General features: G+C 44.1%; 15 protein-coding genes, 2 tRNA genes and 3 rRNA genes. 14 read left to right on the top strand and 6 right to left on the bottom strand.

Annotation, left to right across the window (positions count from 1 at the left end):
* Positions 1-102: 102 nt before the first annotated feature.
* From lnt to AOC03_RS05415, 4 genes are all read left to right on the top strand, one after another.
* A complete protein-coding gene (gene lnt, locus AOC03_RS05430) occupies positions 103-1,677 on the top strand; it encodes an apolipoprotein N-acyltransferase (RefSeq protein ID WP_062534022.1) in 1,575 nt (524 codons plus the stop codon).
* A 135-nt stretch (positions 1,678-1,812) separates the two neighbouring features.
* Positions 1,813-2,211: a hypothetical protein gene (locus AOC03_RS05425; protein ID WP_062534020.1), complete on the top strand. Its 399-nt coding sequence runs from the start codon at positions 1,813-1,815 to the stop codon at positions 2,209-2,211.
* A 407-nt stretch (positions 2,212-2,618) separates the two neighbouring features.
* Positions 2,619-4,118 (top strand): peptide MFS transporter, encoded by a 1,500-nt coding sequence (locus tag AOC03_RS05420; protein ID WP_062534018.1) that lies wholly within the window; start codon positions 2,619-2,621, stop codon positions 4,116-4,118.
* Positions 4,119-4,465: 347 nt separating this feature from the next.
* Positions 4,466-6,298: an aminopeptidase P family protein gene (locus tag AOC03_RS05415; RefSeq protein WP_062534016.1), complete on the top strand. Its 1,833-nt coding sequence runs from the start codon at positions 4,466-4,468 to the stop codon at positions 6,296-6,298.
* A gap of 162 nt (positions 6,299-6,460) precedes the next feature.
* On the opposite strand, the gene AOC03_RS05410 is transcribed toward AOC03_RS05415, so the two are convergent.
* The 3 genes from AOC03_RS05410 to AOC03_RS05400 all read right to left on the bottom strand — a co-directional run bounded on the left by AOC03_RS05410 (position 6,461) and on the right by AOC03_RS05400 (position 10,346).
* Positions 6,461-7,201 carry a hypothetical protein gene (locus AOC03_RS05410; protein WP_062534014.1) on the bottom strand — a complete coding sequence of 247 codons (741 nt, stop codon included), beginning with the start codon at positions 7,199-7,201 and terminating at the stop codon, positions 6,461-6,463.
* A 147-nt stretch (positions 7,202-7,348) separates the two neighbouring features.
* Positions 7,349-8,617 (bottom strand): beta-ketoacyl-ACP synthase II, encoded by a 1,269-nt coding sequence (gene fabF, locus AOC03_RS05405; RefSeq protein WP_062536519.1) that lies wholly within the window; start codon positions 8,615-8,617, stop codon positions 7,349-7,351.
* Positions 8,618-8,954: 337 nt separating this feature from the next.
* On the bottom strand, positions 8,955-10,346 hold the full coding sequence (locus AOC03_RS05400) for an anhydro-N-acetylmuramic acid kinase (RefSeq protein ID WP_062534011.1): 1,392 nt from the start codon (positions 10,344-10,346) through the stop codon (positions 8,955-8,957).
* A 144-nt stretch (positions 10,347-10,490) separates the two neighbouring features.
* On the opposite strand from AOC03_RS05400, the gene tyrS reads away from it, so the two are divergent.
* Both tyrS and AOC03_RS05390 read left to right on the top strand, forming a co-directional pair.
* Positions 10,491-11,702: a tyrosine--tRNA ligase gene (gene tyrS, locus AOC03_RS05395; RefSeq protein WP_062534009.1), complete on the top strand. Its 1,212-nt coding sequence runs from the start codon at positions 10,491-10,493 to the stop codon at positions 11,700-11,702.
* A 95-nt stretch (positions 11,703-11,797) separates the two neighbouring features.
* Positions 11,798-12,037, top strand: coding sequence for a DUF1653 domain-containing protein (locus AOC03_RS05390; RefSeq protein ID WP_062534007.1), 240 nt, complete (start codon positions 11,798-11,800; stop codon positions 12,035-12,037).
* 18 nt (positions 12,038-12,055) lie between these two features.
* Here the strand turns inward: AOC03_RS05390 and AOC03_RS05385 are convergent, their stop codons facing one another.
* Positions 12,056-12,955, bottom strand: a complete 900-nt coding sequence (locus AOC03_RS05385) for an ABC transporter substrate-binding protein (protein WP_062534005.1) — start codon at positions 12,953-12,955, stop codon at positions 12,056-12,058.
* Between the two features lie 139 nt (positions 12,956-13,094).
* On the opposite strand from AOC03_RS05385, the gene AOC03_RS05380 reads away from it, so the two are divergent.
* Positions 13,095-13,790 carry a hypothetical protein gene (locus AOC03_RS05380; RefSeq protein ID WP_062534002.1) on the top strand — a complete coding sequence of 232 codons (696 nt, stop codon included), beginning with the start codon at positions 13,095-13,097 and terminating at the stop codon, positions 13,788-13,790.
* 19 nt (positions 13,791-13,809) lie between these two features.
* Here AOC03_RS05380 and AOC03_RS05375 read toward each other — a convergent pair whose 3' ends face one another.
* Both AOC03_RS05375 and upp read right to left on the bottom strand, forming a co-directional pair.
* A complete protein-coding gene (locus tag AOC03_RS05375) occupies positions 13,810-14,562 on the bottom strand; it encodes an SDR family NAD(P)-dependent oxidoreductase (RefSeq protein WP_062534000.1) in 753 nt (250 codons plus the stop codon).
* A 137-nt stretch (positions 14,563-14,699) separates the two neighbouring features.
* Positions 14,700-15,347, bottom strand: coding sequence for a uracil phosphoribosyltransferase (upp, locus tag AOC03_RS05370; RefSeq protein ID WP_062533997.1), 648 nt, complete (start codon positions 15,345-15,347; stop codon positions 14,700-14,702).
* A gap of 399 nt (positions 15,348-15,746) precedes the next feature.
* On the opposite strand from upp, the gene AOC03_RS05365 reads away from it, so the two are divergent.
* The 7 genes from AOC03_RS05365 to AOC03_RS05335 all read left to right on the top strand — a co-directional run bounded on the left by AOC03_RS05365 (position 15,747) and on the right by AOC03_RS05335 (position 23,458).
* The gene (locus AOC03_RS05365) at positions 15,747-16,316 is read left to right on the top strand and encodes a DNA glycosylase (protein WP_420480454.1); all 570 of its coding nucleotides are present in this window, start codon (positions 15,747-15,749) and stop codon (positions 16,314-16,316) included.
* A 642-nt stretch (positions 16,317-16,958) separates the two neighbouring features.
* Positions 16,959-18,497, top strand: a 16S ribosomal RNA gene (locus AOC03_RS05360).
* Between the two features lie 76 nt (positions 18,498-18,573).
* Positions 18,574-18,650, top strand: a tRNA-Ile gene (locus AOC03_RS05355).
* An 8-nt stretch (positions 18,651-18,658) separates the two neighbouring features.
* Positions 18,659-18,734, top strand: a tRNA-Ala gene (locus tag AOC03_RS05350).
* Between the two features lie 341 nt (positions 18,735-19,075).
* A 23S ribosomal RNA gene (locus AOC03_RS05345) occupies positions 19,076-21,938 on the top strand.
* A gap of 179 nt (positions 21,939-22,117) precedes the next feature.
* Positions 22,118-22,231, top strand: a 5S ribosomal RNA gene (gene rrf, locus AOC03_RS05340).
* Together the 16S, 23S and 5S rRNA genes with 2 tRNA genes alongside form the textbook arrangement of a ribosomal RNA operon.
* Before the next feature lie 180 nt (positions 22,232-22,411).
* Positions 22,412-23,458 carry a 5'-nucleotidase gene (locus AOC03_RS05335; protein WP_062533995.1) on the top strand — a complete coding sequence of 349 codons (1,047 nt, stop codon included), beginning with the start codon at positions 22,412-22,414 and terminating at the stop codon, positions 23,456-23,458.
* Positions 23,459-23,540 lie beyond the last annotated feature (82 nt).

Below are 23,540 nucleotides of genomic sequence, written 5' to 3'. Positions count from 1 at the left end.
GCGGGTTTAATTTTGAGAGCAGTTTTATGTTGATAGACTGTCCTCAAATGCCCCTAGAAATTGATTTTTTGGTTTTAAGTTCTGTCATCTTGGATAATTGATATGCGCCTGTCTACAGTAGATTTACAAAAGCGGTTAAATGCTAATAAGTCTAAAAAAATGCCATTATGGCAAACGATGGTCATGGCTTGGTTGGCTGGTGCACTATTTTTATTTGCGCTGGCGCCTTATGGCATATGGCCGCTCGCTATTGTGTCACCGGCTATTTTATATGCGCTGTTATTGCCTGAGATGAGTGGCAAACGGGCGTTTATGATCGGTGAGGCTTATGGCATGGGGCTGTGGTGTGTCGGTGCATTTTGGCTGTATACCTCCATTCACGATTATGGCGCTACGCCGGCGTGGTTGGCGCTGATTATGATTGCCATCATGGGTCTTGGCATGGGATTGTTCCATGGCTTTTTGGCGCTGATGTTTAATCGGGTAGTGGGTAAGCAGCCTTTATCGTTTGCCGCCTTATGGATATTACAAGAGTGGCTGAAAACGTGGCTGTTTACGGGATTTCCTTGGTTATTCGTCGGTTACGCCTTTACTGAGCAACGTTGGTTGTCGTCACTTGCGCCCGTGGCAGGCGTGTTTGCCGTCTCTTTTGTGGCGGTGTTATTCGCGGCAAGTATTGTAGAGTTGTTACGTCGTCGCGGACGTTATATGATTGCACCTATCGCGTTATTGGTGGTCAGTACCTTTTTGTGGCTCATTAATCCTCAATGGACGAAGCCGAAAGGTACACCAGATTTATCAGTATCATTAATCCAAGGTAATATTCCGCAAGATTTAAAATGGCTGACGGAATATCAAATTGAAACGTTGAAGATTTATGCGACGTTAACGCGTACTGAGTGGGGACGTGATATTGTTTTATGGCCTGAATCGTCTATTCCCATGTTTCAAGATGAGGCGGTTGGCTTTATCAGTGAAATGGTAAAAATGGCGAAAGCCACCAATACCACGTGGATAACCGGCATTCCTTATAGAGATGAAGCGGCATTTAATCCTAAAATTGATAAGTATCCACCCTTTTATAATAGTGTCATTGCGCTCGGTGCTGAAGCAGATGGGATGTATAAAAAGCAACGTCTGGTGCCTTTTGGTGAGTATATTCCTTTTCAAGGGCTCTTTGATATTCTGCCAAATCTAGCGGGTAGCCAAGATATCATGAGCTATAGCCGCGGTAGTGACAAGCAATCACCACTGCATGTACGCGGTCATAATTTGGGCACGGCTATTTGTTATGAAGTGGCGTATCCCGACACCACGCGGAAAAATGCGCTGAATACGGATTTTTTATTGACCATCTCCAATGATGCGTGGTTTGGCACGTCCGCAGGTCCGTTGCAACATCTACAAATGGTACAAATGCGTGCCCTTGAAAATGGACGCTGGTTTATACGCGCGACCAATACCGGCGTGACAGCCATCATTGACCACCAAGGTCGTATCGTCAAGCGCGCACCGCAGTTTGAACGCACCGTGCTACGTGGTGATATTCAGGCGCGGGTCGGTAATACGCCGTTTATGAGCATGGGTAATTATCCTATCTTAATCATTATTGCGTTATTATTATTATTAAGTTATCTCGGCAAACGCTCGACTACTCGTGCTCGTTTGGGTCAATAAAAACGCTTATCACAGCCTTATGAGCAAATCCTCGATAATAATTCCTTTAAATAGTTAAGGGTTTTAACAAATCGGTATAAATTGCGATATAATAGACCAATATTTTAAATATTTTTTGTGCAAGGTGGAGCAGGTATGTCAGAACATATTGTCGAAAACAACCCTAAGAAAGAATTTATGTTTGCGTTGGGCGGTGTTGGCTTATTTTTAGCAATCGTCTTACTGATTGCTGTTTCAGCCTACTTACGCCCAGCAGGTCATCACGTTGCCCCTGAAGCCCCAGTTGATGAAGCTGCCGCTGCCGCCGCGCCAGTTGAAGCGGTCGCCGCTGCTCCAGCAGCAGATACTGCCACAGCTAAAGCGGATGCCACTGTTGCGCCAGCAGCAACGGCTACTGATAGCAGTGCTGCACCAGCACCTGCTGAATCGGCTACCGCAACTGCCCCTGCTGCTGCAGATAAAGCGGCTACCGATGCCGCTGCGCCCGCTGAAAAAACAGATGGCAATGCTGATAAAACGGCAACGGCACAGTAATTAGACTGTAGAATAGTTAGGCTATAAAATAGTTAGACTGTCGAACTGTCGCACATTTTTAACAGACATACTATGGCTAACAATCGAAAGTACTAGCCGCTATTTTAATTAGGCATATTTATTGATGAGCCTTATACTTTGAAATAATGGCTATTGTTAGTCACAAAAAACCTCGCTCCCAGTTACTGGGCGCGAGGTTTTTTTATGGAAATCTGACTAATGAATGAACAGTTTGTCCTTTACTTGTTTAAATTCAGATGAAACAATAATCCGCCTATATGATCGCCTAACAGCATAATCAAGGGGTGGGTCATCATAATAGTGGTATTTAAAGGAATAAAATCATGAGCACGGAATCACAAACATAATTTAGTGCGGCAGAACTAGCCGCGCTAGAAGATGGATTTATGGGGCATCCCAAACCGCTACGTCCGTTATTTTTTACCGAGATGTGGGAGCGATTTTCTTATTATAGTATTCGCCCGCTATTGGTACTCTTTATGGTGGCGACAGTTGGTAGTGGCGGTTTTGGTTTTGACGAAGCCACTGCATCGGCTATCTATGGTATTTTTGCCGGCTCACTTTATTTAGCAGCAGTACCGGGTGGTTGGTTGGCTGATAATTGGCTCGGTCAAGAGCGTGCGCTATGGTGGGGCAGTATTATCATTGCGCTTGGTCATTTATGTATTGCGCTATCCGCTATATTTGGTATGACGCTATTTTTCGTCGGGCTGATGTGCATTGTGCTTGGTTCAGGGTTATTTAAAACCTGTATTTCAGTGATGGTTGGGGCGTTGTATCCCAGAGGTGATTCGCGCCGTGATGGCGGTTTTACCTTATTTTATATGGGTATCAATATTGGTGCGTTATTAGCAGCACTTATTGTCGGCGTGTTTAAAGAAAAAGGCATGTGGCATGTCGGTTTTGGGGTCGGCGGTCTTGGTATGTTGGCGTCCTTGCTGATTTATCGCTTTTCAGCCAAAAAAACGTTAAATCGTTATGCGCGTGCCAAAAATATTAGTCCTGAATGGGAACAAACGAGCGGTCGCTTCAAAAATGTCGGTCGCTGGGTAGCCGGCTTTATTGGCTTATTAGCTCTCCTTGTCGTGTTGGTGGCGTCGGGTATCCTCCCATTTGCGCCTGAAATGGTGGCAGAATATATGACCTATATTATTGCTGCCGTCGTTCTATTATATTTTGCGGTGATGTTCATCTCACCACGACTGGATAAAACCGATAAGCTGCGGTTGTTGATTTGCTTCATATTGATTATTGGCTCGACGCTATTTTGGTCAAGCTTTGAGCAGCAACCAACGTCATTTAACTTATTTGCTGATAATTATACCGACCTTAATGTTTTAGGCTTTGAGATACCCAGTATTTGGTTTCAATCATTGAATCCACTATTTATCTTATTATTAGCCCCAATCGCGAGTATTATTTGGGTCAAACTTGGCAATCGTGGGCTTGAACCAAATAGCATGACCAAGTTTGCAATGGGAATGTTATTAGCAGCGGCAGGCTTTGCATTGATGATATTTGCCTCTAAAAGCATTTTGACCAATGCAGGCGGTTTGGCATCACCTTTATGGTTGGTCGGCAGTTTATTTTTGCTTACCCTTGGCGAATTGGCACTCAGTCCAGTTGGACTATCGGCTATGACCAAGCTTGCGCCAAAAGGAATGCAAGGTCAGATGATGGGGCTATTTTTTGCTTCTGTGGCGCTGGGTAATTTGGTTGCCGCCTTCTTCGGTGGTTACGTGTCAGCGGATAAAATCGAAGGGTTACCGGGTTTATTTACGACCATGACGATATTTTTGGTAGCTACCGCCATCTTATTATTAGTACTATCAAGGCCTGTTAATAATATGCTTAACAAGAGTGAGCAGGCGGATCAGTTGCGTTAATGAATAAATGAATGACTGATAAATAACGGACATATTTTTGCAATATAACCAGACGTGCTACCATCATTGATAGCACGTTTTTTATTTTATTGGTGGATTGGGACAAATAGTATCCATAAACCATTGAAAGCTGATAGTTTGCCCAAACATCGTATGATACGTTTTTAGCATAACGGTCATCGCAGTGCGCTATCGAAACAACATGATTTTATTAAAACTATCGTTTTGTTAACGTAATAGTGTCGTTATATAGCGTTTGCGCTTTTACACCGTAACGCTAAACCAAGCAGCGAGTCCAAGCAATACCTTTAAGCAATATCTTCAAGCAATTAATAAGGAATACTCCAATGAATAAGCAAAATATTCATGATCGTATCAGTAACCTGCGTCAAGCACTTGTTGAGCAAGACCTTACTGCCATTATTGTGCCGTCAGCGGATCCGCATTTATCTGAATATTTGCCGGAATATTGGCAAGCGCGCCTGTGGTTGTCAGGGTTCACGGGTTCAGTGGGGACGTTGGTGGTGACGGCTGATTTTGCAGGATTGTGGACAGACAGTCGCTATTGGGTTCATGCCGCTGAGCAATTGGCAGATACGGGGATCAGTTTACAAAAGCTGGCACCAAAGCAGCCTAATCATATTGATTGGCTCGCCGCAAATCTCCAAGAAGGAGATAGTGTGGCGGTTGATGGCAATGTACTGTCTATTGCCGAGCAAGACCGATTGTTGAGCGCTTTTGACGCCAATGATATTACCTTAATTACTGACCGTGATGTGCTCACTAATATTTGGACAGATCGTCCAGCGTTACCAACGGCAAAACTATACGCACATGATGCACAATTTGTCGCGCAATCAGGGGCGTCAAAGTTGGCAGCCGTACGTACAGGTATGACAGAGGCAGGTGCAACGCATCATTTATTATCCAGTTTAGATGATATCGCTTGGTTGACCAATTTGCGCGGTGCGGATGTTGATTATAATCCAGTGTTTTTAGCGCATATGCTAATCACCGCTGACTCAGATGCTGAAGGCAATGCCACCTTATTTATTGATAAGTCTAAAGTCAGTGCAGAGATTGAGCAAAATTTAAAAGATAGCGGCATTACCCTTGCGGATTATGACGCAATACAAGATGCTTTAGGCGCACTGACTCCAGAGGACTTATTGTTACTAGACCCAAGTAAAGTGGCGGTAGGAACGTTATCAAAAATGGTCGATGACGTCGGCTTTATTGAGCAAATGGCGCCAAGTACCTTACTAAAATCAGTCAAAGCTGATGCTGACATTGACCATGTGCGCGAAGCCATGCGTCAAGATGGGGCGGCATTATGTGAGTTTTTTGCAGCCTTTGAGCAGCGTTTGGCAGACGGTGAGCGCTTAAGTGAATTAGACGTTGATAGTATGCTTATTGATGTCCGCAGCAAACAACCGCATTATGTCTCGCCAAGCTTTCCAACGATTGCAGGCTTTAATGAAAATGGTGCATTACCGCATTATCGCGCTACGCCAGAAAGTTTTAGCTATTTAGATGTGAGCGAGGGTGAAGGCGGCTTATTACTCATTGATTCAGGCGCGCAATATCAAAACGGTACGACCGATATTACCCGCGTCGTTGGTATTGGACAAGTGAACGCTGAGCACAAACGTGATTTTACCACCGTGCTTAAAGCTCATATTGCTTTGGCAAAAGCACATTTCCCTGATGGTATTGCATCGCCATTGATTGATGCGATTTGCCGAGCGCCACTCTGGCAAGCACAGATGGATTATGGTCACGGTACGGGACATGGCGTCGGTTACTTTTTAAACGTCCATGAAGGTCCGCAAGTGATTGCCTATAGCGCCAGCACACCAAAAGAGCGCGCGATGAAAGCAGGGATGATTTCTAGTAATGAACCCGGCTTGTATCGTGAAGGACAATGGGGCATCCGTATCGAAAACTTGATGGTCAATATGCCTGTACAGCAGCCAACTGAAACAGCGTTTGGCGATTTTTTAAATTTTGAAACTGTTACTTATTGCCCAATAGATACGCGTTTGGTTGAACCGTCATTATTAACGCCAATAGAAAAAGAATGGCTAAATAATTATCATGCACAAGTCTACGCTGAGCTCAATGAACGTGTGAGTGGCGCTGCGCTTGAGTGGCTCATTGAACGTACAAAAGCGCTATAAAAAAGCATTTACTCAATAAGAAATACCAAAAAAAGCACCGAGTCATTTATTTACTCGGTACTTTTTTTGTGCTTTTTAATATTGTTTTATACTGTTCTGGATAGAAAAATAATAAGATTAAGTGTTTTTTTCAGTTTTATAGATAAAAATATCTGCTAGCGACTATTTTTTATTATCAACATTATTGGTCGTTTGTCCGTGAGTGCTGAGCTGATGGGTAATTTCCTCGCGTAGCCACGATTTTAAATCTTCCGACAGTTGTGTCATTTGCTCACTTAAATAGTCATCGATATGCATCCCAAGCGAATGAATTAAATCTTCATTCGCTTGACTTAGTTTGGGCACATTTACTGGAATGTTGATGGCTGCATCTGGTTTAGCGGCACCTTGTTTAACCGTATCAGGAATGCTATTAATTTTCAGAGCGGATATGACTTTGTCTTTATTGCTATTGACGTTACCGTAATTGCGACTGTTGTTCGTTTTACTGTCAGCCGTGGTATCTGCAATGCTATTGTATTCTATTTTATCTTGCTGAGCAGTGGTAATTTGTTTTTCAGCTTTTTGATCGTTAATAAGCTTAGTTTTTTCTGCTTCTTCTTCTGCTTTCTCTTTTTCTTCTTCTTCTTCTTCTTCTTCTTCTAAGCGCTGCTGTTCAGCGGCTTGTTGAGCTTGCTCATCGGCAAGTTTTTTAGCGGCCGCTTGCTCAATTTCATGGTCGTTATATAGAGTATCGAGATGCGCATCAAGATCATGTTCGCTAAAAGTAAAATTGTCAAAAGCAGTATCAGGTTGTAATAACGTATTGATATCCGTCAATTCTTGGACAATCGCTGCGCGTACTGCTTCTGGAGCAAGTGTCCAATGCTGGTAGAATTGATGAGAAAATGAGTAGCTTGACATGATGGGTTCCATAAGTTTCCAAAAATTACCCCTTATCATACGCAAGTACAATAAGGGGCTGCAAGGGGACAAACGTAGCAACATTAAAATCAACGTCGTGTTAATAATATTGCTTAATCATAAGCATTACTTAATTCTAAAGATTGCCTAAGCTTGAGACCAACGGGCAAAAATAAGTGAACCATTGGTGCCACCAAAACCAAAGCTATTAGAAACAGCATAATTCAGGTTTTCGACTTTACGAGAGTGATGAGGCACATAATCAAGATTGCAATTGTCTGCCACATTATCGAGATTAATCGTTGGTGGTACGTGCTGATGTTGTAGAGTTAGCACGGTAAAGATGGCTTCAATACCACCCGCTGCGCCCAATAAATGCCCTGTCATGGATTTGGTTGAGCTGACTAAGATACTGTCTTTTACACTGGCAAATACGGTCTCAATGGCAAGCGATTCGGCAACGTCACCGGCAGGCGTGCTCGTACCATGGGCGTTGACGTAACCAACTTTCGATGCATCAATACCAGCATCATCAACGGCATTTTGCATAGCGCGTGCCGCACCGCGACCATCTTCTGGTGGCGAGGTAATGTGACTGGCGTCATCGCTCATACCGAAACCCACGACTTCAGCAAGTATCGTTGCACCACGTGCTTTAGCATGAGCAAGGCTCTCTAATACCATCACGCCTGCACCATCACCAAGTACGAAACCATCACGGTCTTTATCAAATGGTCGTGAGGCACGGGTTGGTTCATCATTACGTGTCGATAGCGCGTGCATCGCGCCAAATCCTGCCATCCCAAGCGGGCTTGAGCCTTTTTCGCTACCACCGGCAATCATCACATCAGCGTCACCATAAACGATTAAACGCGCTGCCAAACCGATAGCGTGAGTAGCCGTGGTACAGGCGGTGGCGGTGGCAAGGTTAGGACCTTTTAATTTGTGTTTAATCGCCACCAGACCCGCTGCCATATTGGCAATAGAGCCGGGGATGATAAATGGCGAGACTTTTTTAGCGCCTTTTTCGCGTAGCATGGCGCAGCTGTCTTCAATGGTTTGAATACCGCCAATGCCTGAACCTAGGATGACGCCAAAGCGTTCTTGATCGACATTTTGTACAGGGACATCATCGACGCTAATGGCATCGATAAAGCCTGCATCTTTCAGCGCCATTGACGTAGCAGCCACCGCATAATGCATAAATTCATCATAACGGCGTGCGTCTTTAGCCGTCATGTATTGCTGCGCATCAAAATCCTTGACCGTACCCGCGAATTGGGCGCGGAAGTCTTCTGCATCAAAATGGGTGATTGGTGAGATGCCACTTTCGCCATTTAATAACCGTGTCCATGTACTCTCGACGTCCAGCCCTAGAGGGGTAATAGCGCCCATCCCCGTCACTACCACACGCATGTCGTCAGCACGCTCATAATGGGGCGGCTTATAACGCGACTTTTGTTGCGACTTTGCAGTAGCATTGTGGTCTTGCGATGTCTGTGAATCGTTATGTTGGCTCATGCGATATGTCCTATGCTTTGCGGTCCTAAAGGGATGGGCGTGCTTATATCATACGGTTATTACGCGGTCACACTGCGTTATTTATAGCGTTATATCAGTATTTTAGCAACCATTATAAAGCACATAAGTGCACGTCTGTAAACTTAATAGTCATCATTATAATTTTGATGCCATAAGATATAAGCTGATCCCTATAATAATCAGGGTTAATACCCTTGCCGCATTTTAAAAATCATGCAAAACATACCTGTCCTAATACCACTTGTTTATTCGCGCCAGTCACTGCCGGCAAGTTGCCTGTTTCGCCCATCAACGTTTGTCGGGCTAGCCATGCAAATGCCACCGCTTCAACCCAGATGGGATCAAGCCCCAAACTTGCCGTAGTTTCGACCACGCAATATGGTAAATGAGTTTGCAATCGCGTCATCAGATAATCATTCAGCGCACCACCACCACAGATATAAACTGCTTCCGTTATCTTTTTATTTCCTATCAGTCCATTTCCTATAAATAGTTTGATCTGCTCCGTGGCACTGATAGCAGTCAGTTCAGTCAGCGTTGCTTGTACATCGGCTGAGGAATAATCAATATTAGGCGCTACATGATCGAATATTTGCAATTCTGACTGTAACCACGCCAGATTAAAATCCTCACGTCCCGTACTTTTGGGATAAGGTTGGTCAAAAAAACGATGCGTCAATAGTTGCGTGAGTAATGGTTCGATAATTTGTCCCGATGCCGCCCAAGCGCCGCCAGCATCATAGCTTTGATTGATATGTAAAGCGGTCCACGCATCCAATAACAAATTTGCCGGACCGGTATCATAACCAACGACTTGATTGTCATTATGGTTCACGGTTGCTGGCAAGACCGCAATATTAGCAATTCCGCCCAAATTCAGCAGCACGCGCGTGGTATCCGCTGTTGCAAATAGTGCCTGATGAAAGGCAGGTACCAGTGGCGCGCCTTGTCCACCGACCGCCATATCACGGCGACGAAAGTCACTCACCACACTAATACCCGTACGCTCAGCGATAATATTGGCATCAAGCAGCTGTAAGGTAAAGCCCATGTGCGGGCGATGACGAACGGTTTGTCCATGACAACCAATCGCCAATACCGACTCGGCATCGATATTCGCCTGTTTTAATAATGTATTCACCACCTCACTAGCAAATTCACTATAAACACGACTTGCCCAACCAAACCAATCTAATTCACTATTCGGTTCACCATCTTGGCTACTTGGTTCATCATTTTGCGGGATTAATTGTTGCACGCCATTGGGCTGACACAATGCCAATAATGCCTCACGCAAACGCGGCGGAAAATCTTGACTATAAGTCGCTAACAGCTGCATTGGGGAATTGTTTGCATCATCATTGTCATGAGTAAATTGACAAATGACCGCATCCATTCCATCCAAACTCGTGCCCGACATCATGCCGATATATAAGCCTTCATCAAAACTTTCAAATACTGTATGTTCGAAACCTGCATTTTCAAAACCAGCTTGCTCAAGCGCATCGGTCAGAGAGGCATATTCTGACGCATTATCGATATCTACAGTCGGATATAGTCCGTCGTTATTTTGAGTATCATCGGTAGGCATAGGGTTGGTCATGGCAATTTACCTTAAAAAACGCTAATATATCTGCCAAATTCTACCATTTTTTGTACGCCTTTAAGGCTCTAAACCTTTTAACTGGTTTAATAAATGCATAAAGACAATTTATAAGACAACTCATAAGATAATAAAGAGAGCATCATGACCGAGCAAACTTACACCCTAGAAGAACAACTTGCCCTTATCCAACGTGGTACGCAAGAGATTTTATCAGAAGACGATTTGGTAAAAAAATTAAAACTAAACCGTCCGTTGCGAATCAAAGCCGGTTTTGACCCCACCGCGCCTGATTTGCATTTAGGGCATACGGTATTGATTAATAAGCTCAAACATTTTCAAGACTTGGGTCATGAGATTTATTTTTTAATCGGTGACTATACCGCCAAAATTGGTGATCCTTCTGGTAAAAATGCCACGCGTCCGCCATTGACCGACGAGCAAATCCAAGCCAATGCAAAGACTTATGCTGAGCAAGTCTTTAAGATTTTGGATAAAGAAAAAACCCGCATCGTCTTTAACTCTGAATGGTTTAAAGATATGTCAGCGGCGGATATGATTCAGCTTTCTAGCCAGTTAACTGTCTCGCGGATGCTTGAGCGTGATGACTTCTCTAAACGCTATGCGGCACAAACGCCCATCGCTATTCACGAGTTTTTATATCCTTTAGTACAAGGTTACGACTCAATCGCGCTAAAAGCCGACATTGAGCTTGGCGGAACGGATCAAACGTTTAACTTATTGATGGGTCGCACTTTACAAGGTCGCTACGGTCAAGAGCCACAAGTTTGTATCACTGTGCCGATTTTGGAAGGTTTAGATGGCGTTAATAAGATGTCTAAATCGCTGAATAACTATGTTGGCATTTATGATGCACCGGGCACCATGTACCAAAAACTACTGTCGATGCCAGACACCTTAATCCGTCGTTACTTTGAGTTCTTAAGCTTTAAGCCAATGGAGGAAGTCGAAACGTTAATGGCAGAGATGGAAAACGGTCGCAATCCCCAAGAAATCAAACGTATTTTAGCCGAAGAATTAATTGAGCGTTTTCACGATGCCGATGCTGCTGCCAATGCGCATAAATCAGCCGGTAACGTATTAGCCGATGGCGAATTGCCAGTCGATTTACCAGAAGTGACGCTAGATTTAGAAGGTCAAGACGCCTTATTTATCGCCCAAATCTTAAACCAAGCTGGACTTGCCAAAAATAGCTCGTCAGCGAAAGACATGATTAAACGTGGCGCGGTCAAAGTAGATGGCGACGTGGTCGACGGTGGCTTTAGCTTAACGTCTGGGCAAACGGTCGTTATCCAAGCGGGCAAGAAAGCCTATGCGAAAGTGACGGTTGCTTAAGCAATCTGCAAAGCGTAGTGTAAAAAAGGTCGACTTTTAATTGTCGACCTTTTTTACAGATGGATTAACAGAATTTTTAAAGTCAGGAGTTTGCTATGACCCAGTCAACTAAAAACACCGTTTCCCAAGGCATTTATCGCCATTATAAAGGCAGTTTATATCAAGTCTTACATATCGCGCAGCATTCAGAAACTGAAGAAGTATTGATCGTTTATCGTTGCCTTTACGGTGACTATGACGTTTGGGTGCGCCCTTTAACCATGTTTATTGAAACGGTCACGGTAGATGGCAAGCCGCTACCGCGATTTGAATTGATTAAAATTCTGACTGATTAATGTTTTTATTACGTCTGCTTAATGCCAAAGCTTCGCATACTGCGTGTCACTGAGCACAGCGATATCTAACGTCGCCAGCATCTCACGCAGTGTTGACCAACGTTCAGCATCAGGTTGAAGAGGGGTTATGAGACGTTTTAACGTATCATTGATAATGTCGTCCATCAACGCCGATGGCGACTCACCCGTATAGCCATAATAAATCTCACGCGCTTGCGCAGGATTATCGATACACAGTTGACCCATGTCAGTCGTAATTTTGACAAACTGTTGCAGCGCTTCTGATTTTTCTTGCCAAATAGTATGGGTAGTCATCAACTCTAACGCAGAAAAATTCGGGTAGGGCGATAAGTGTTGGTCAATAAAGGTGTAGTCAAGCCCGATATGATTGGCTTCAATACCTTCGAAGTTATAAAAACATAACCACGCGCCATCAAATGAGCCATGCTCATCACCATTTTGCAAATTATGTAAATGCTGAAAATCCGTTTCGACAAATTCAACACTCTCAATATCTAATGCAAAGCCATTTTGTTTGGCATAACGCTGCAAAATCTCAAAACCAATCTTATTAGTAATCGGATTTGCTGCGGGCGTAGTGATACGTATAGGCTGATTTTGGCGCAGCTTATCCATACTGCTTTGTTTCATGAGAACCCCGCCATCGGTCACAAAAAAACAGCCAAGCGCTTTTAAATCATCAAAATAATGCTCAAATAAATGAATGGGCTCATTAACGTGCATGTCGATATTGCCAGCTTGTAGTTCTGCAAAGCCATCGTAATGTTCAGTCGGCTCAATCATGGTGATATCGAGACCTGCTTTATGATAAGCACCAGTATAAATACCAGCGATAAACGGCAGATGGTCCGGATTTAAGAACCATTCTAATGTCAATGTAAGTGCAGTGTTCGCCATAAAATTTCCTTATATTATCAACATGAGACTGCTATAGTAAAACGTCTATTAAGCAAAATATAAATTGACCATAGCACAAAAATTATTCGTAGTAATCTGTAGCAAGCTGCCCTTAAAAATAAAAGAAGGACAACGCGTTATGAACCACTCAACGCTAGCGGAACTTGATAGCAGTCTTTATCCGCAAGTATGGTCGCAACATACTTTTACTGATGCACAGTCCTTATTACTGGCAATGCTGAACGGCAGTATCACACCTGACCCTTATGCCTTCACTCAAATTTTGCAAGATAATGAGGTGTATCAAGATTGGATTAACGCCACTGTATTTGGGCGTTATATTCAGCGCAGTTTTGCCACGTTCTATCAGCAAACCGAAGACAGTTTCAACGTTGAATTGCCAGAATTATTCCGGCACGAGTTGCATCGTTATGGACAATATTTACCGCTAGGGCAGATATTATTTGTTGCAGGTAACATTCCAGAACGCGCGCGCCGTGAAAAGCTTTTTACCACCACTATTAATCCTGCTACCGCGGTACTGGCTGCGCAACAATTACATCAATCGGCTTTTTTAAATACAAAAAAATCAAATACCCAAGCTATTGTTATCAATCAAATACGGGTGATAGGCAGGCAAGTGCTAGGATTTCCGTTGCGACATAATAAGCGCACGAGTGAGCGCATACGTAATGAGGTATTGATTTTGGATTTTAACGACTTACGATTGGTAGATGAGCAAATAGTAAATAAAGAGAAATGCAAAGAAGGGGAAAGCAATATAGCGCTATTAGAAAATAACTCTATATTGCTTCGCTTTTATGAATTACGGTAATGAGTGTTTATTAACAGATTTATTTATCTTGCTTGGCAATCGTCAGCCCATTATAGGTTTGTGCAACAGGCATGACTTCCAACCGATTGACGTTAATATGCGCAGGCGATTCAATTAACCACAATAAAATATCACCAATATCATCGCCAGTCATATTTTTAAAACCGGAATAAACTTGGGCTGCCTTGTCATCATCGCCATGATAGCGTACGTTTGAAAACTCAGTGCCCGCCACATTACCCGGTTCAAGATTGGTTACCCGTACTTGCGTACCGACTAAATCCGCGCGCAAGTTTAAGCTAAACTGCTTCACAAATGCTTTAGTCGCCCCATAAACGTTGCCACCAAAATATGGCCAGCTACCCGCAATAGAGCCCACATTAATAATATAACCACTATCGCGCGCTACCATTGCAGGCAATACCGCATGCGTCACTGACATGAGCCCTTTGATATTGGTATCAACCATCCGAGTCCAATCATTAAGATCAGCTTCATGCGCAGGCTCTGTACCCAGCGCCAATCCTGCATTATTCACCAATACATCGATTTGCTTAAAGAATTCTGGCAAATCAGCAATGATTTTCGGAATAGTTTCAGGGTGACTGACATCCATCACCACGGGCAAAAACAACTCACCAAGGTCTTGTGCCAGCGCATTCAGTCTATCCAGTCGTCTCGCACAGCCGATTACCTGATGACCTTTAGCCACCAAACGCCTTGCCAATGCTTCACCGAATCCTGCGCTTGCCCCTGTAATCAATACGTTCATTGGTTATCCTTATAATCCTTGATAAGTGAATAATGACGGTTAACAACAACCTACTTTTATAAAATTACAATAAAATAGTTATGAGTTTATGAAACTACTACGACCTTAATGACCTTTTGTTTTTAAAAACTTAATGCCTAATGCTGACCTTCTTTTTTACCGAAGATTTTATCACCCGCATCACCAAGACCTGGAATGATATAACCATGCTCATCCAAATGGCTATCAAGTGCGGCGGTATAAATGGTCACATCAGGATGCGCCTCATTGACCAAACGCACACCTTCAGGTGCGGCAACCAAAACCAACGCCTTAATATTATTACAACCATGCTTTTTAAGCATGTCAATGGTCGCCACCATCGAACCACCGGTCGCTAGCATTGGGTCAATAATCAATGCAGGGCGCTTATCCATATGACTCACGAATTTTTCAAAAAACGGCACCGGTTCCAGCGTTTCTTCATCACGTTGCAAACCAACCACCGAGATTTTTGCCGTTGGAATCATATCGAGCACCCCATCGAGCATACCAATACCAGCACGCAAAATAGGCACGATAGTCACCGTCTTACCGATAATTTGCTCACCGGTGATTTCACCACACCAACCTTCCATTAAGAAAGTTTCAATCTCAAAATCGCGGCTCGCCTCATAAGCCATCAAGCGCGCAAGCTCTTTGGTCAAGGTACGAAATTTATAAGTACTACAGTCCTTTTCGCGCATCAGGCTCAGTTTATGACGTACTAACGGATGGTCGATTACGTTAATCTTTAGGTCATTCATAAGTACTCTCTTGGTTTCGGTCTTAGGTTAGGCAGTAGTCACTTTACAAAGTGATATCTTTATTAAAAGACAGCTATAACAAATCGTATCTTGACTGTACATGACAAGCTTTTATATTAGTAAGGGCATAAATGATAAGCTTAGCTAATAAGGTAATTGCTTTATAAAGTCATTATAGACATCGTTTACAATAACTATCATACCAAAAAAACCACTTTTCCGATGAAGAATATCATGACCAACACCTCAGCTAATTCTCACACAACATACATAAAACCTGTTAACGACTTCATATGGCAGCAAGCGCTACAAATCGATTCACCACATGATTTGCCACACGGTTCGCCACATATTGAGACCCATCCGTTCGGTCCTGTGCTACCGCCTGATGCCACCGTCATGATGATGGGCAGCTTTCCGCCCACAGCAGACAAATGGGCGATGAGGTTTCATTACCCCAATTTCCAAAATGACATGTGGCGTATCTATGGGCGCGTATTTTTTGACGATGCTGATTATTTTAGAGTAGGGGATGAAAAGCGCTTTGACCCTGAACGTATCCGCGCCTTTATGTTTGAGCGCGGGATAGCCTCTTGCCCGACTGTCGTCCAAGCGATTCGTGAAACGGGTAACGCCTCTGATAAAAATCTAACCGTTGTCACCACCATTAATTTGGATACTATCTTACCCCAAGTTCCTCACGTAAAATCTTTATTTACTACGGGCGGCAAAGCAACAGAAGTATTATTAAACCTATTGCATGAGCCACCTGCCAAATCAAAACAGCCCAAGACCAATCAAAGTATTGATTATCCTTATGAATATCATAATGCTGCTAATAATAAAGCAGGTAAGGTAAATGATTTAACCTTATATAGACTCCCTTCTACTTCCCGCGCTTACCCATTGGCACTAGATAAAAAAGTTGCTGCTTATAAAGACTTCTTCAAAAAGATAGGAAAGCTATAAACTAAGTTAGTTATAAAACACTCAGCTATATAAGTGTATAAAACAAAACTAATAAGAAATGTAGATGAATAATGGTTAATACAGGGCTGCGGTTAATAATTTAAAAGTATTTTTAACCCTAACGTATTGAAAACTATACACTATTAAATTATTCGTAACATAAACATAAAAACCTTTATATATCTTCTTGACACCCTTCCCAAAATCTATATAATACGCCCCACAGCAAAGGAAGCTAGGCAGTGAGTTAACAAACTTACAACCTAACGACTTAAGTTGAAACGAATTAGAACCAAGGCTTGACAAACATATAAATCATGATATGATAGTCAGCTCGCTAAACGAGATAAGCTAATCGCTTTGATTGAATAGCAAAGAACATCATCTACTGGACGACAGTAGAGACACTATTTAAAAGCATAACTAAAGAACAACTTGTGTGGATTTTTGCTGATTCAGAATGCTAAAAATTAAAGTTGGGACTGACCTCTTTTCGGGGTGAGTGACTAACTATAAAAATTATCATTTAAGACAGCAAGAAAACTCAAAGTTAATTCATTTAAATGAAACATACGAGAGCGTAATTGCCAGATTAGATGAGCCAAGTTTAGAAGCTTCTTTAAAGAGCTTCATAGCAAGATTAAACTGAAGAGTTTGATCATGGCTCAGATTGAACGCTGGCGGCAGGCTTAACACATGCAAGTCGAGCGGTAACAGGAGAAGCTTGCTTCTTGCTGACGAGCGGCGGACGGGTGAGTAATACTTAGGAATCTACCTAGTAGTGGGGGATAGCTCGGGGAAACTCGAATTAATACCGCATACGACCTACGGGAGAAAGGGGGCAACTTGTTGCTCTCGCTATTAGATGAGCCTAAGTCGGATTAGCTAGATGGTGGGGTAAAGGCCTACCATGGCGACGATCTGTAGCTGGTCTGAGAGGATGATCAGCCACACCGGGACTGAGACACGGCCCGGACTCCTACGGGAGGCAGCAGTGGGGAATATTGGACAATGGGGGCAACCCTGATCCAGCCATGCCGCGTGTGTGAAGAAGGCCTTTTGGTTGTAAAGCACTTTAAGCAGTGAAGAAGACTCCGTGGTTAATACCCACGGACGATGACATTAGCTGCAGAATAAGCACCGGCTAACTCTGTGCCAGCAGCCGCGGTAATACAGAGGGTGCAAGCGTTAATCGGAATTACTGGGCGTAAAGGGAGCGTAGGTGGCTCGATAAGTCAGATGTGAAATCCCCGGGCTTAACCTGGGAACTGCATCTGATACTGTTGAGCTAGAGTATGTGAGAGGAAGGTAGAATTCCAGGTGTAGCGGTGAAATGCGTAGAGATCTGGAGGAATACCGATGGCGAAGGCAGCCTTCTGGCATAATACTGACACTGAGGCTCGAAAGCGTGGGTAGCAAACAGGATTAGATACCCTGGTAGTCCACGCCGTAAACGATGTCTACTAGTCGTTGGGTCCCTTGAGGACTTAGTGACGCAGCTAACGCAATAAGTAGACCGCCTGGGGAGTACGGCCGCAAGGTTAAAACTCAAATGAATTGACGGGGGCCCGCACAAGCGGTGGAGCATGTGGTTTAATTCGATGCAACGCGAAGAACCTTACCTGGTCTTGACATATCTAGAATCCTGCAGAGATGCGGGAGTGCCTTCGGGAATTAGAATACAGGTGCTGCATGGCTGTCGTCAGCTCGTGTCGTGAGATGTTGGGTTAAGTCCCGCAACGAGCGCAACCCTTGTCCTTAGTTACCAGCGGGTTAAGCCGGGAACTCTAAGGATACTGCCAGTGACAAACTGGAGGAAGGCGGGGACGACGTCAAGTCATCATGGCCCTTACGACCAGGGCTACACACGTGCTACAATGGTAGGTACAGAGGGCAGCTACACAGCGATGTGATGCGAATCTCAAAAAGCCTATCGTAGTCCGGATTGGAGTCTGCAACTCGACTCCATGAAGTAGGAATCGCTAGTAATCGCGGATCAGAATGCCGCGGTGAATACGTTCCCGGGCCTTGTACACACCGCCCGTCACACCATGGGAGTTGATTGCACCAGAAGTGGATAGCTTAACCTTCGGGAAGGCGTTCACCACGGTGTGGTTGATGACTGGGGTGAAGTCGTAACAAGGTAGCCGTAGGGGAACCTGCGGCTGGATCACCTCCTTATAGATGGCATTCGGTCAGCAAGAATTCACAACAAGTTGTTCTTTAGTTTAAGCTTACGTTTATTGCAAGCGTAATTGGGTCTGTAGCTCAGCTGGTTAGAGCACCGTGTTGATAACGCGGGGGTCAGTGGTTCAAGTCCACTTAGACCCACCATTTTATATGGGGCCATAGCTCAGTTGGTAGAGCGCCTGCCTTGCACGCAGGAGGTCAACGGTTCGACTCCGTTTGGCTCCACCACTTAATAGACAAGCTTTAGATGCTAATAAATAAACAGAATTAAGTGATCGTTATTGATTATTTACTTCTGTTTTACACAGAATCTGTGACTCGATGAGAGCATAGAAACTATTTAAAAACATAGATATGAGTCTGGGTTAGAACAACATGTTCACGTGTTGTTTCTAACCTTGATAATCAATTCCTTAACGACATCAGTTGTTATCCCAGGAATTGATTATCAAAAAAGTAAAGAGAACTGAATCAAGCGTATAAATTAGGTGATATCGTTATCATAATTAGAGCGTATGACACTTTGAAGTCAAAATCTATTTATAGGTTAAGACTACTTGGGGTTGTATGGTCAAGTAATGAAGCGCACATGGTGGATGCCTTGGCAGTCAGAGGCGATGAAAGACGTGACAGCCTGCGATAAGCTTCGGGGAGGCGGCAATATCCTGTGATCCGGAGATTTCTGAATGGGGAAACCCACTTACCATAAGGTAGGTATCTTGTACTTGTACAAGAAGCGAACGAGGGGAAGTGAAACATCTCAGTACCCTTAGGAAAAGACATCAAATGAGATTCCCCAAGTAGCGGCGAGCGAACGGGGAGAAGCCGATTAATGCTAATGTAGAAGAACAGCGTGGGAAAGCTGACCGTAGTAGGTGATAGTCCTGTATTCGAAACATTAGCGTTAACATATTAAGTAGGGCGGGACACGAGAAATCCTGTCTGAAGATGGGGGGACCATCCTCCAAGGCTAAATACTCCTGACTGACCGATAGTGAACCAGTACCGTGAGGGAAAGGCGAAAAGAACCCCTGTGAGGGGAGTGAAATAGAACCTGAAACCGTGTGCGTACAAGCAGTAGGAGCCTCAATTTATTGGGGTGACTGCGTACCTTTTGTATAATGGGTCAGCGACTTATATTCTGTAGCAAGGTTAACCGTTTAGGGGAGCCGTAGGGAAACCGAGTCTTAATAGGGCGTCTAGTTGCAGGGTATAGACCCGAAACCGAGTGATCTATCCATGAGCAGGTTGAAAGTGCCGTAACAGGCACCGGAGGACCGAACCCACTGTCGTTGAAAAGCCAGGGGATGACTTGTGGATAGGGGTGAAAGGCTAATCAAACTCGGTGATAGCTGGTTCTCCCCGAAAGCTATTTAGGTAGCGCCTCGGACGAATACCATTGGGGGTAGAGCACTGTTTCGGCTAGGGGGTCATACCGACTTACCAAACCGATGCAAACTCCGAATACCGATGAGTAATATCCGGGAGACACACGGCGGGTGCTAACGTCCGTCGTGGAGAGGGAAACAACCCAGACCGCCAGCTAAGGCCCCAAATTCCTAGTTAAGTGGGAAACGAGGTGGGAAGGCATAGACAGCTAGGAGGTTGGCTTAGAAGCAGCCATCCTTTAAAGAAAGCGTAATAGCTCACTAGTCGAGTCGGCCTGCGCGGAAGATGTAACGGGGCTCAAACTAGGAGCCGAAGCTGCGGATTTGAAACTTGTTTTCAAGTGGTAGGGGAGCGTTGTGTAAGCCTGTGAAGGTGTGTCGTAAGGCATGCTGGAGGTATCACAAGAGCGAATGCTGACGTGAGTAACGATAATGCGAGTGAAAAGCTCGCACGCCGGAAGATCAAGGGTTCCAGTCCAACGTTAATCGGGGCTGGGTGAGTCGACCCCTAAGGCGAGGCCGAAAGGCGTAGTCGATGGGAAATTGGTTAATATTCCAATACTTGTTTATAGTGCGATGGAGGGACGGAGAAGGTTATGTCAGCCTGGCGTTGGTTGTCCAGGTGAAAGGATGTAGGCTTACAGTTTAGGCAAATCCGGACTGTAATATGGCTGAGATCTGATAGCAAGCTGTACTTGTACAGTGAAGTGGCAAATACCATGCTTCCAGGAAAAGCTTCTAAGCAATAGCTATAAACGAATCGTACCCTAAACCGACACAGGTGATCAGGTAGAGAATACCAAGGCGCTTGAGAGAACTCTGCTGAAGGAACTAGGCAAAATGGTACCGTAACTTCGGGAGAAGGTACGCTGTTGATGGTGATAGGACTTGCTCCTTGAGCTTTCGACAGTCGCAGATACCAGGCTGCTGCAACTGTTTATTAAAAACACAGCACTCTGCAAACACGAAAGTGGACGTATAGGGTGTGATGCCTGCCCGGTGCTGGAAGGTTAATTGATGGGGTTAGCGTAAGCGAAGCTCTTGATCGAAGCCCCAGTAAACGGCGGCCGTAACTATAACGGTCCTAAGGTAGCGAAATTCCTTGTCAGGTAAGTTCTGACCTGCACGAATGGCATAATGATGGCAGCGCTGTCTCCAGCAGAGACTCAGTGAAATCGAAATCGCAGTGAAGATGCTGTGTACCCGCGGCTAGACGGAAAGACCCCGTGAACCTTTACTACAGCTTTACATTGAACTTTGACCTGACTTGTGCAGGATAGGTGGGAGGCTTTGAAGCCGAGACGCTAGTCTCGGTGGAGCCAATCTTGAAATACCACCCTGGTCATGTCGGGGTTCTAACTCAGGTATAACAATACCGAGGACAATGTATGGTGGGTAGTTTGACTGGGGCGGTCTCCTCCTAAAGAGTAACGGAGGAGTACGAAGGTGCGCTCAGAACGGTCGGAAATCGTTCATAGAGTATAAAGGCAAAAGCGCGCTTAACTGCGAGACCCACAAGTCGAGCAGGTACGAAAGTAGGTCTTAGTGATCCGGTGGTTCTGTATGGAAGGGCCATCGCTCAACGGATAAAAGGTACTCTGGGGATAACAGGCTGATACCGCCCAAGAGTTCATATCGACGGCGGTGTTTGGCACCTCGATGTCGGCTCATCTCATCCTAGGGCTGAAGCAGGTCCTAAGGGTATGGCTGTTCGCCATTTAAAGAGGTACGCGAGCTGGGTTTAGAACGTCGTGAGACAGTTCGGTCCCTATCTACCGTGGGCGTTGGAAATTTGAGAGGATCTGCTCCTAGTACGAGAGGACCAGAGTGGACGAACCTCTGGTGTTCGGGTTGTCACGCCAGTGGCATTGCCCGGTAGCTACGTTCGGATGGGATAACCGCTGAAAGCATCTAAGCGGGAAGCCCACCTCAAGATTAGATTTCCCTAAAGAGCCGTTGAAGACTACGACGTTGATAGGCAGGGTGTGGAAGTGCAGCGATGCATGTAGCTAACCTGTACTAATTGCTCGTTTGGCTTGACCATACAACACCCAAGTGGTTTGTATGAACCGCTCTAATTAATCTATCTTGTAAAGCGCAAGCTTTAGAATATATATATTTCGATATCACCTTAAACCTTGATTCAGTTAGGTTTATGTTGGTCGACGACAAGTTAAATTGACGTCAATAATAACAACATCAGACTCATATCTAACCCCCTTTGCTGACGACCATAGCATGATGGCACCACCTGATCCCTTCCCGAACTCAGAAGTGAAACATCATTGCGCCGATGGTAGTGTGGTTCGCCCATGTGAGAGTAGGTCATCGTCAGCTCTCTATTCAAAGTTAAACCCCCCAACGTTAATTCGTTGGGGGGTTTTCTTTGCGCGGGATTTTTATGAAAAAATAAGATTAATTGTAATAAAAATATACTTAGCTATTCAGAACTTATTGCTACACTGAATGTCGATTATCACTACTAAAAATAAATTATATTATAGAGAATAAGAAATTATGGCAGTCGACTTTACCAATACTTTGATAGTTGCAATATCTGCAACGGCTTTATTTGATTTATCGGAGTCTGAGAATTATCTTTTAGAGTTATTACAGCAACGCCCTATCAGCGCTGTGAAAGAGTTTCGTGATTATATGGCTGAACGTGAAGATGATGCTTTAGCTATGGGTGCTGGTTATCCATTGATTAAGGCGCTCCTTAATTTAAATCATTACTATAATAAGAATATGGATTCAGATATTGATGCACCTTTGGTTGAGGTAGTTATTGTCTCTAAAAGTAGTCCCGATACTGGTATTCAAGTTCTCAATTCGATCCGTGAGCATAAGCTTAATATCTCACGCTCAGCTTTTATTTCTGGGAGCACGGTAGCACCTTATATTGCTGATTTTAATGTCGATTTGTTTTTGACTACCAATCGTGAGGATGCACAACAAGTTGCTGATGGCAATATTTGCGCTTGTGCCATACTGGACGCTACGCCAGTCAATACTTATACTCTTGATACTGAACAGCTGCGTATTGCTTTTGATGGCGATGCAGTGCTTTTTGATGATTCAGGAGAGCTGTTATATAAGCAGAAAGGGTTACGAGCTTTTCATGAACGTGAAACCCAGCTGCGTGATTTACCGATAGAAAAAGGTCCTTATGCTGAGCTTTTAATTAAGTTATCAAACTTGCAAGAGCGCCTGCCCGCACGTATAGAGCATTGTCCGATAAAAATTGCTTTGGTCACTGCTCGTAATGCGCCTGCTGATTTACGTGCTATTAAGACGTTACGTGAGTGGGGCGTCGATGTTGATATGGCATTTTTTTTAGGAGGATTAGAAAAAACATCGGTTCTGAAAACCTTCGCGCCTCATATATTTTTTGACGATTCTATTCAACATATTAATGCTGCGCGCAATTTTGTTCCTACGGCTTTAGTGCCTTATCATTCGGATTCATTACTGCATGCTGATAGTCTTTTATCGGCTGTTAAAAATGCCTCATCATTAACTTTTAGTCCGGCAAAGCAAACAATATTTGCTGCTAATAATTAGCATATATCATTCATTTATGAAATTAATAATTTTTTAGGTTATAAAATAAATACTAGGCAATTGCATGGATAGCGCTTAAAAC

Source organism: Psychrobacter urativorans (genome assembly GCF_001298525.1).
Lineage (GTDB): Bacteria > Pseudomonadota > Gammaproteobacteria > Pseudomonadales > Moraxellaceae > Psychrobacter > Psychrobacter urativorans_A.
The sequence above is the reverse complement of the archived record's forward strand: the minus strand, read 5'-3'. Positions and strand labels throughout refer to the sequence as shown.

What these genes read in the sequence shown, in the direction of transcription:
- AOC03_RS05335 (WP_062533995.1), top strand. Translation starts at nt 22,412, where the DNA reads ATGGCAGTCGACTTTACCAATACTTTGATAGTTGCAATATCTGCAACG.
- fabF (WP_062536519.1), bottom strand. Translation starts at nt 8,617, where the DNA reads ATGCGTGTGGTAGTGACGGGGATGGGCGCTATTACCCCTCTAGGGCTG.
- tyrS (WP_062534009.1), top strand. Translation starts at nt 10,491, where the DNA reads ATGACCGAGCAAACTTACACCCTAGAAGAACAACTTGCCCTTATCCAA.
- AOC03_RS05390 (WP_062534007.1), top strand. Translation starts at nt 11,798, where the DNA reads ATGACCCAGTCAACTAAAAACACCGTTTCCCAAGGCATTTATCGCCAT.
- AOC03_RS05365 (WP_420480454.1), top strand. Translation starts at nt 15,747, where the DNA reads ATGATGATGGGCAGCTTTCCGCCCACAGCAGACAAATGGGCGATGAGG.
- AOC03_RS05385 (WP_062534005.1), bottom strand. Translation starts at nt 12,955, where the DNA reads ATGGCGAACACTGCACTTACATTGACATTAGAATGGTTCTTAAATCCG.
- AOC03_RS05425 (WP_062534020.1), top strand. Translation starts at nt 1,813, where the DNA reads ATGTCAGAACATATTGTCGAAAACAACCCTAAGAAAGAATTTATGTTT.
- lnt (WP_062534022.1), top strand. Translation starts at nt 103, where the DNA reads ATGCGCCTGTCTACAGTAGATTTACAAAAGCGGTTAAATGCTAATAAG.
- upp (WP_062533997.1), bottom strand. Translation starts at nt 15,347, where the DNA reads ATGAATGACCTAAAGATTAACGTAATCGACCATCCGTTAGTACGTCAT.
- AOC03_RS05380 (WP_062534002.1), top strand. Translation starts at nt 13,095, where the DNA reads ATGAACCACTCAACGCTAGCGGAACTTGATAGCAGTCTTTATCCGCAA.
- AOC03_RS05415 (WP_062534016.1), top strand. Translation starts at nt 4,466, where the DNA reads ATGAATAAGCAAAATATTCATGATCGTATCAGTAACCTGCGTCAAGCA.
- AOC03_RS05420 (WP_062534018.1), top strand. Translation starts at nt 2,619, where the DNA reads ATGGGGCATCCCAAACCGCTACGTCCGTTATTTTTTACCGAGATGTGG.
- AOC03_RS05375 (WP_062534000.1), bottom strand. Translation starts at nt 14,562, where the DNA reads ATGAACGTATTGATTACAGGGGCAAGCGCAGGATTCGGTGAAGCATTG.
- AOC03_RS05410 (WP_062534014.1), bottom strand. Translation starts at nt 7,201, where the DNA reads ATGTCAAGCTACTCATTTTCTCATCAATTCTACCAGCATTGGACACTT.
- AOC03_RS05400 (WP_062534011.1), bottom strand. Translation starts at nt 10,346, where the DNA reads ATGACCAACCCTATGCCTACCGATGATACTCAAAATAACGACGGACTA.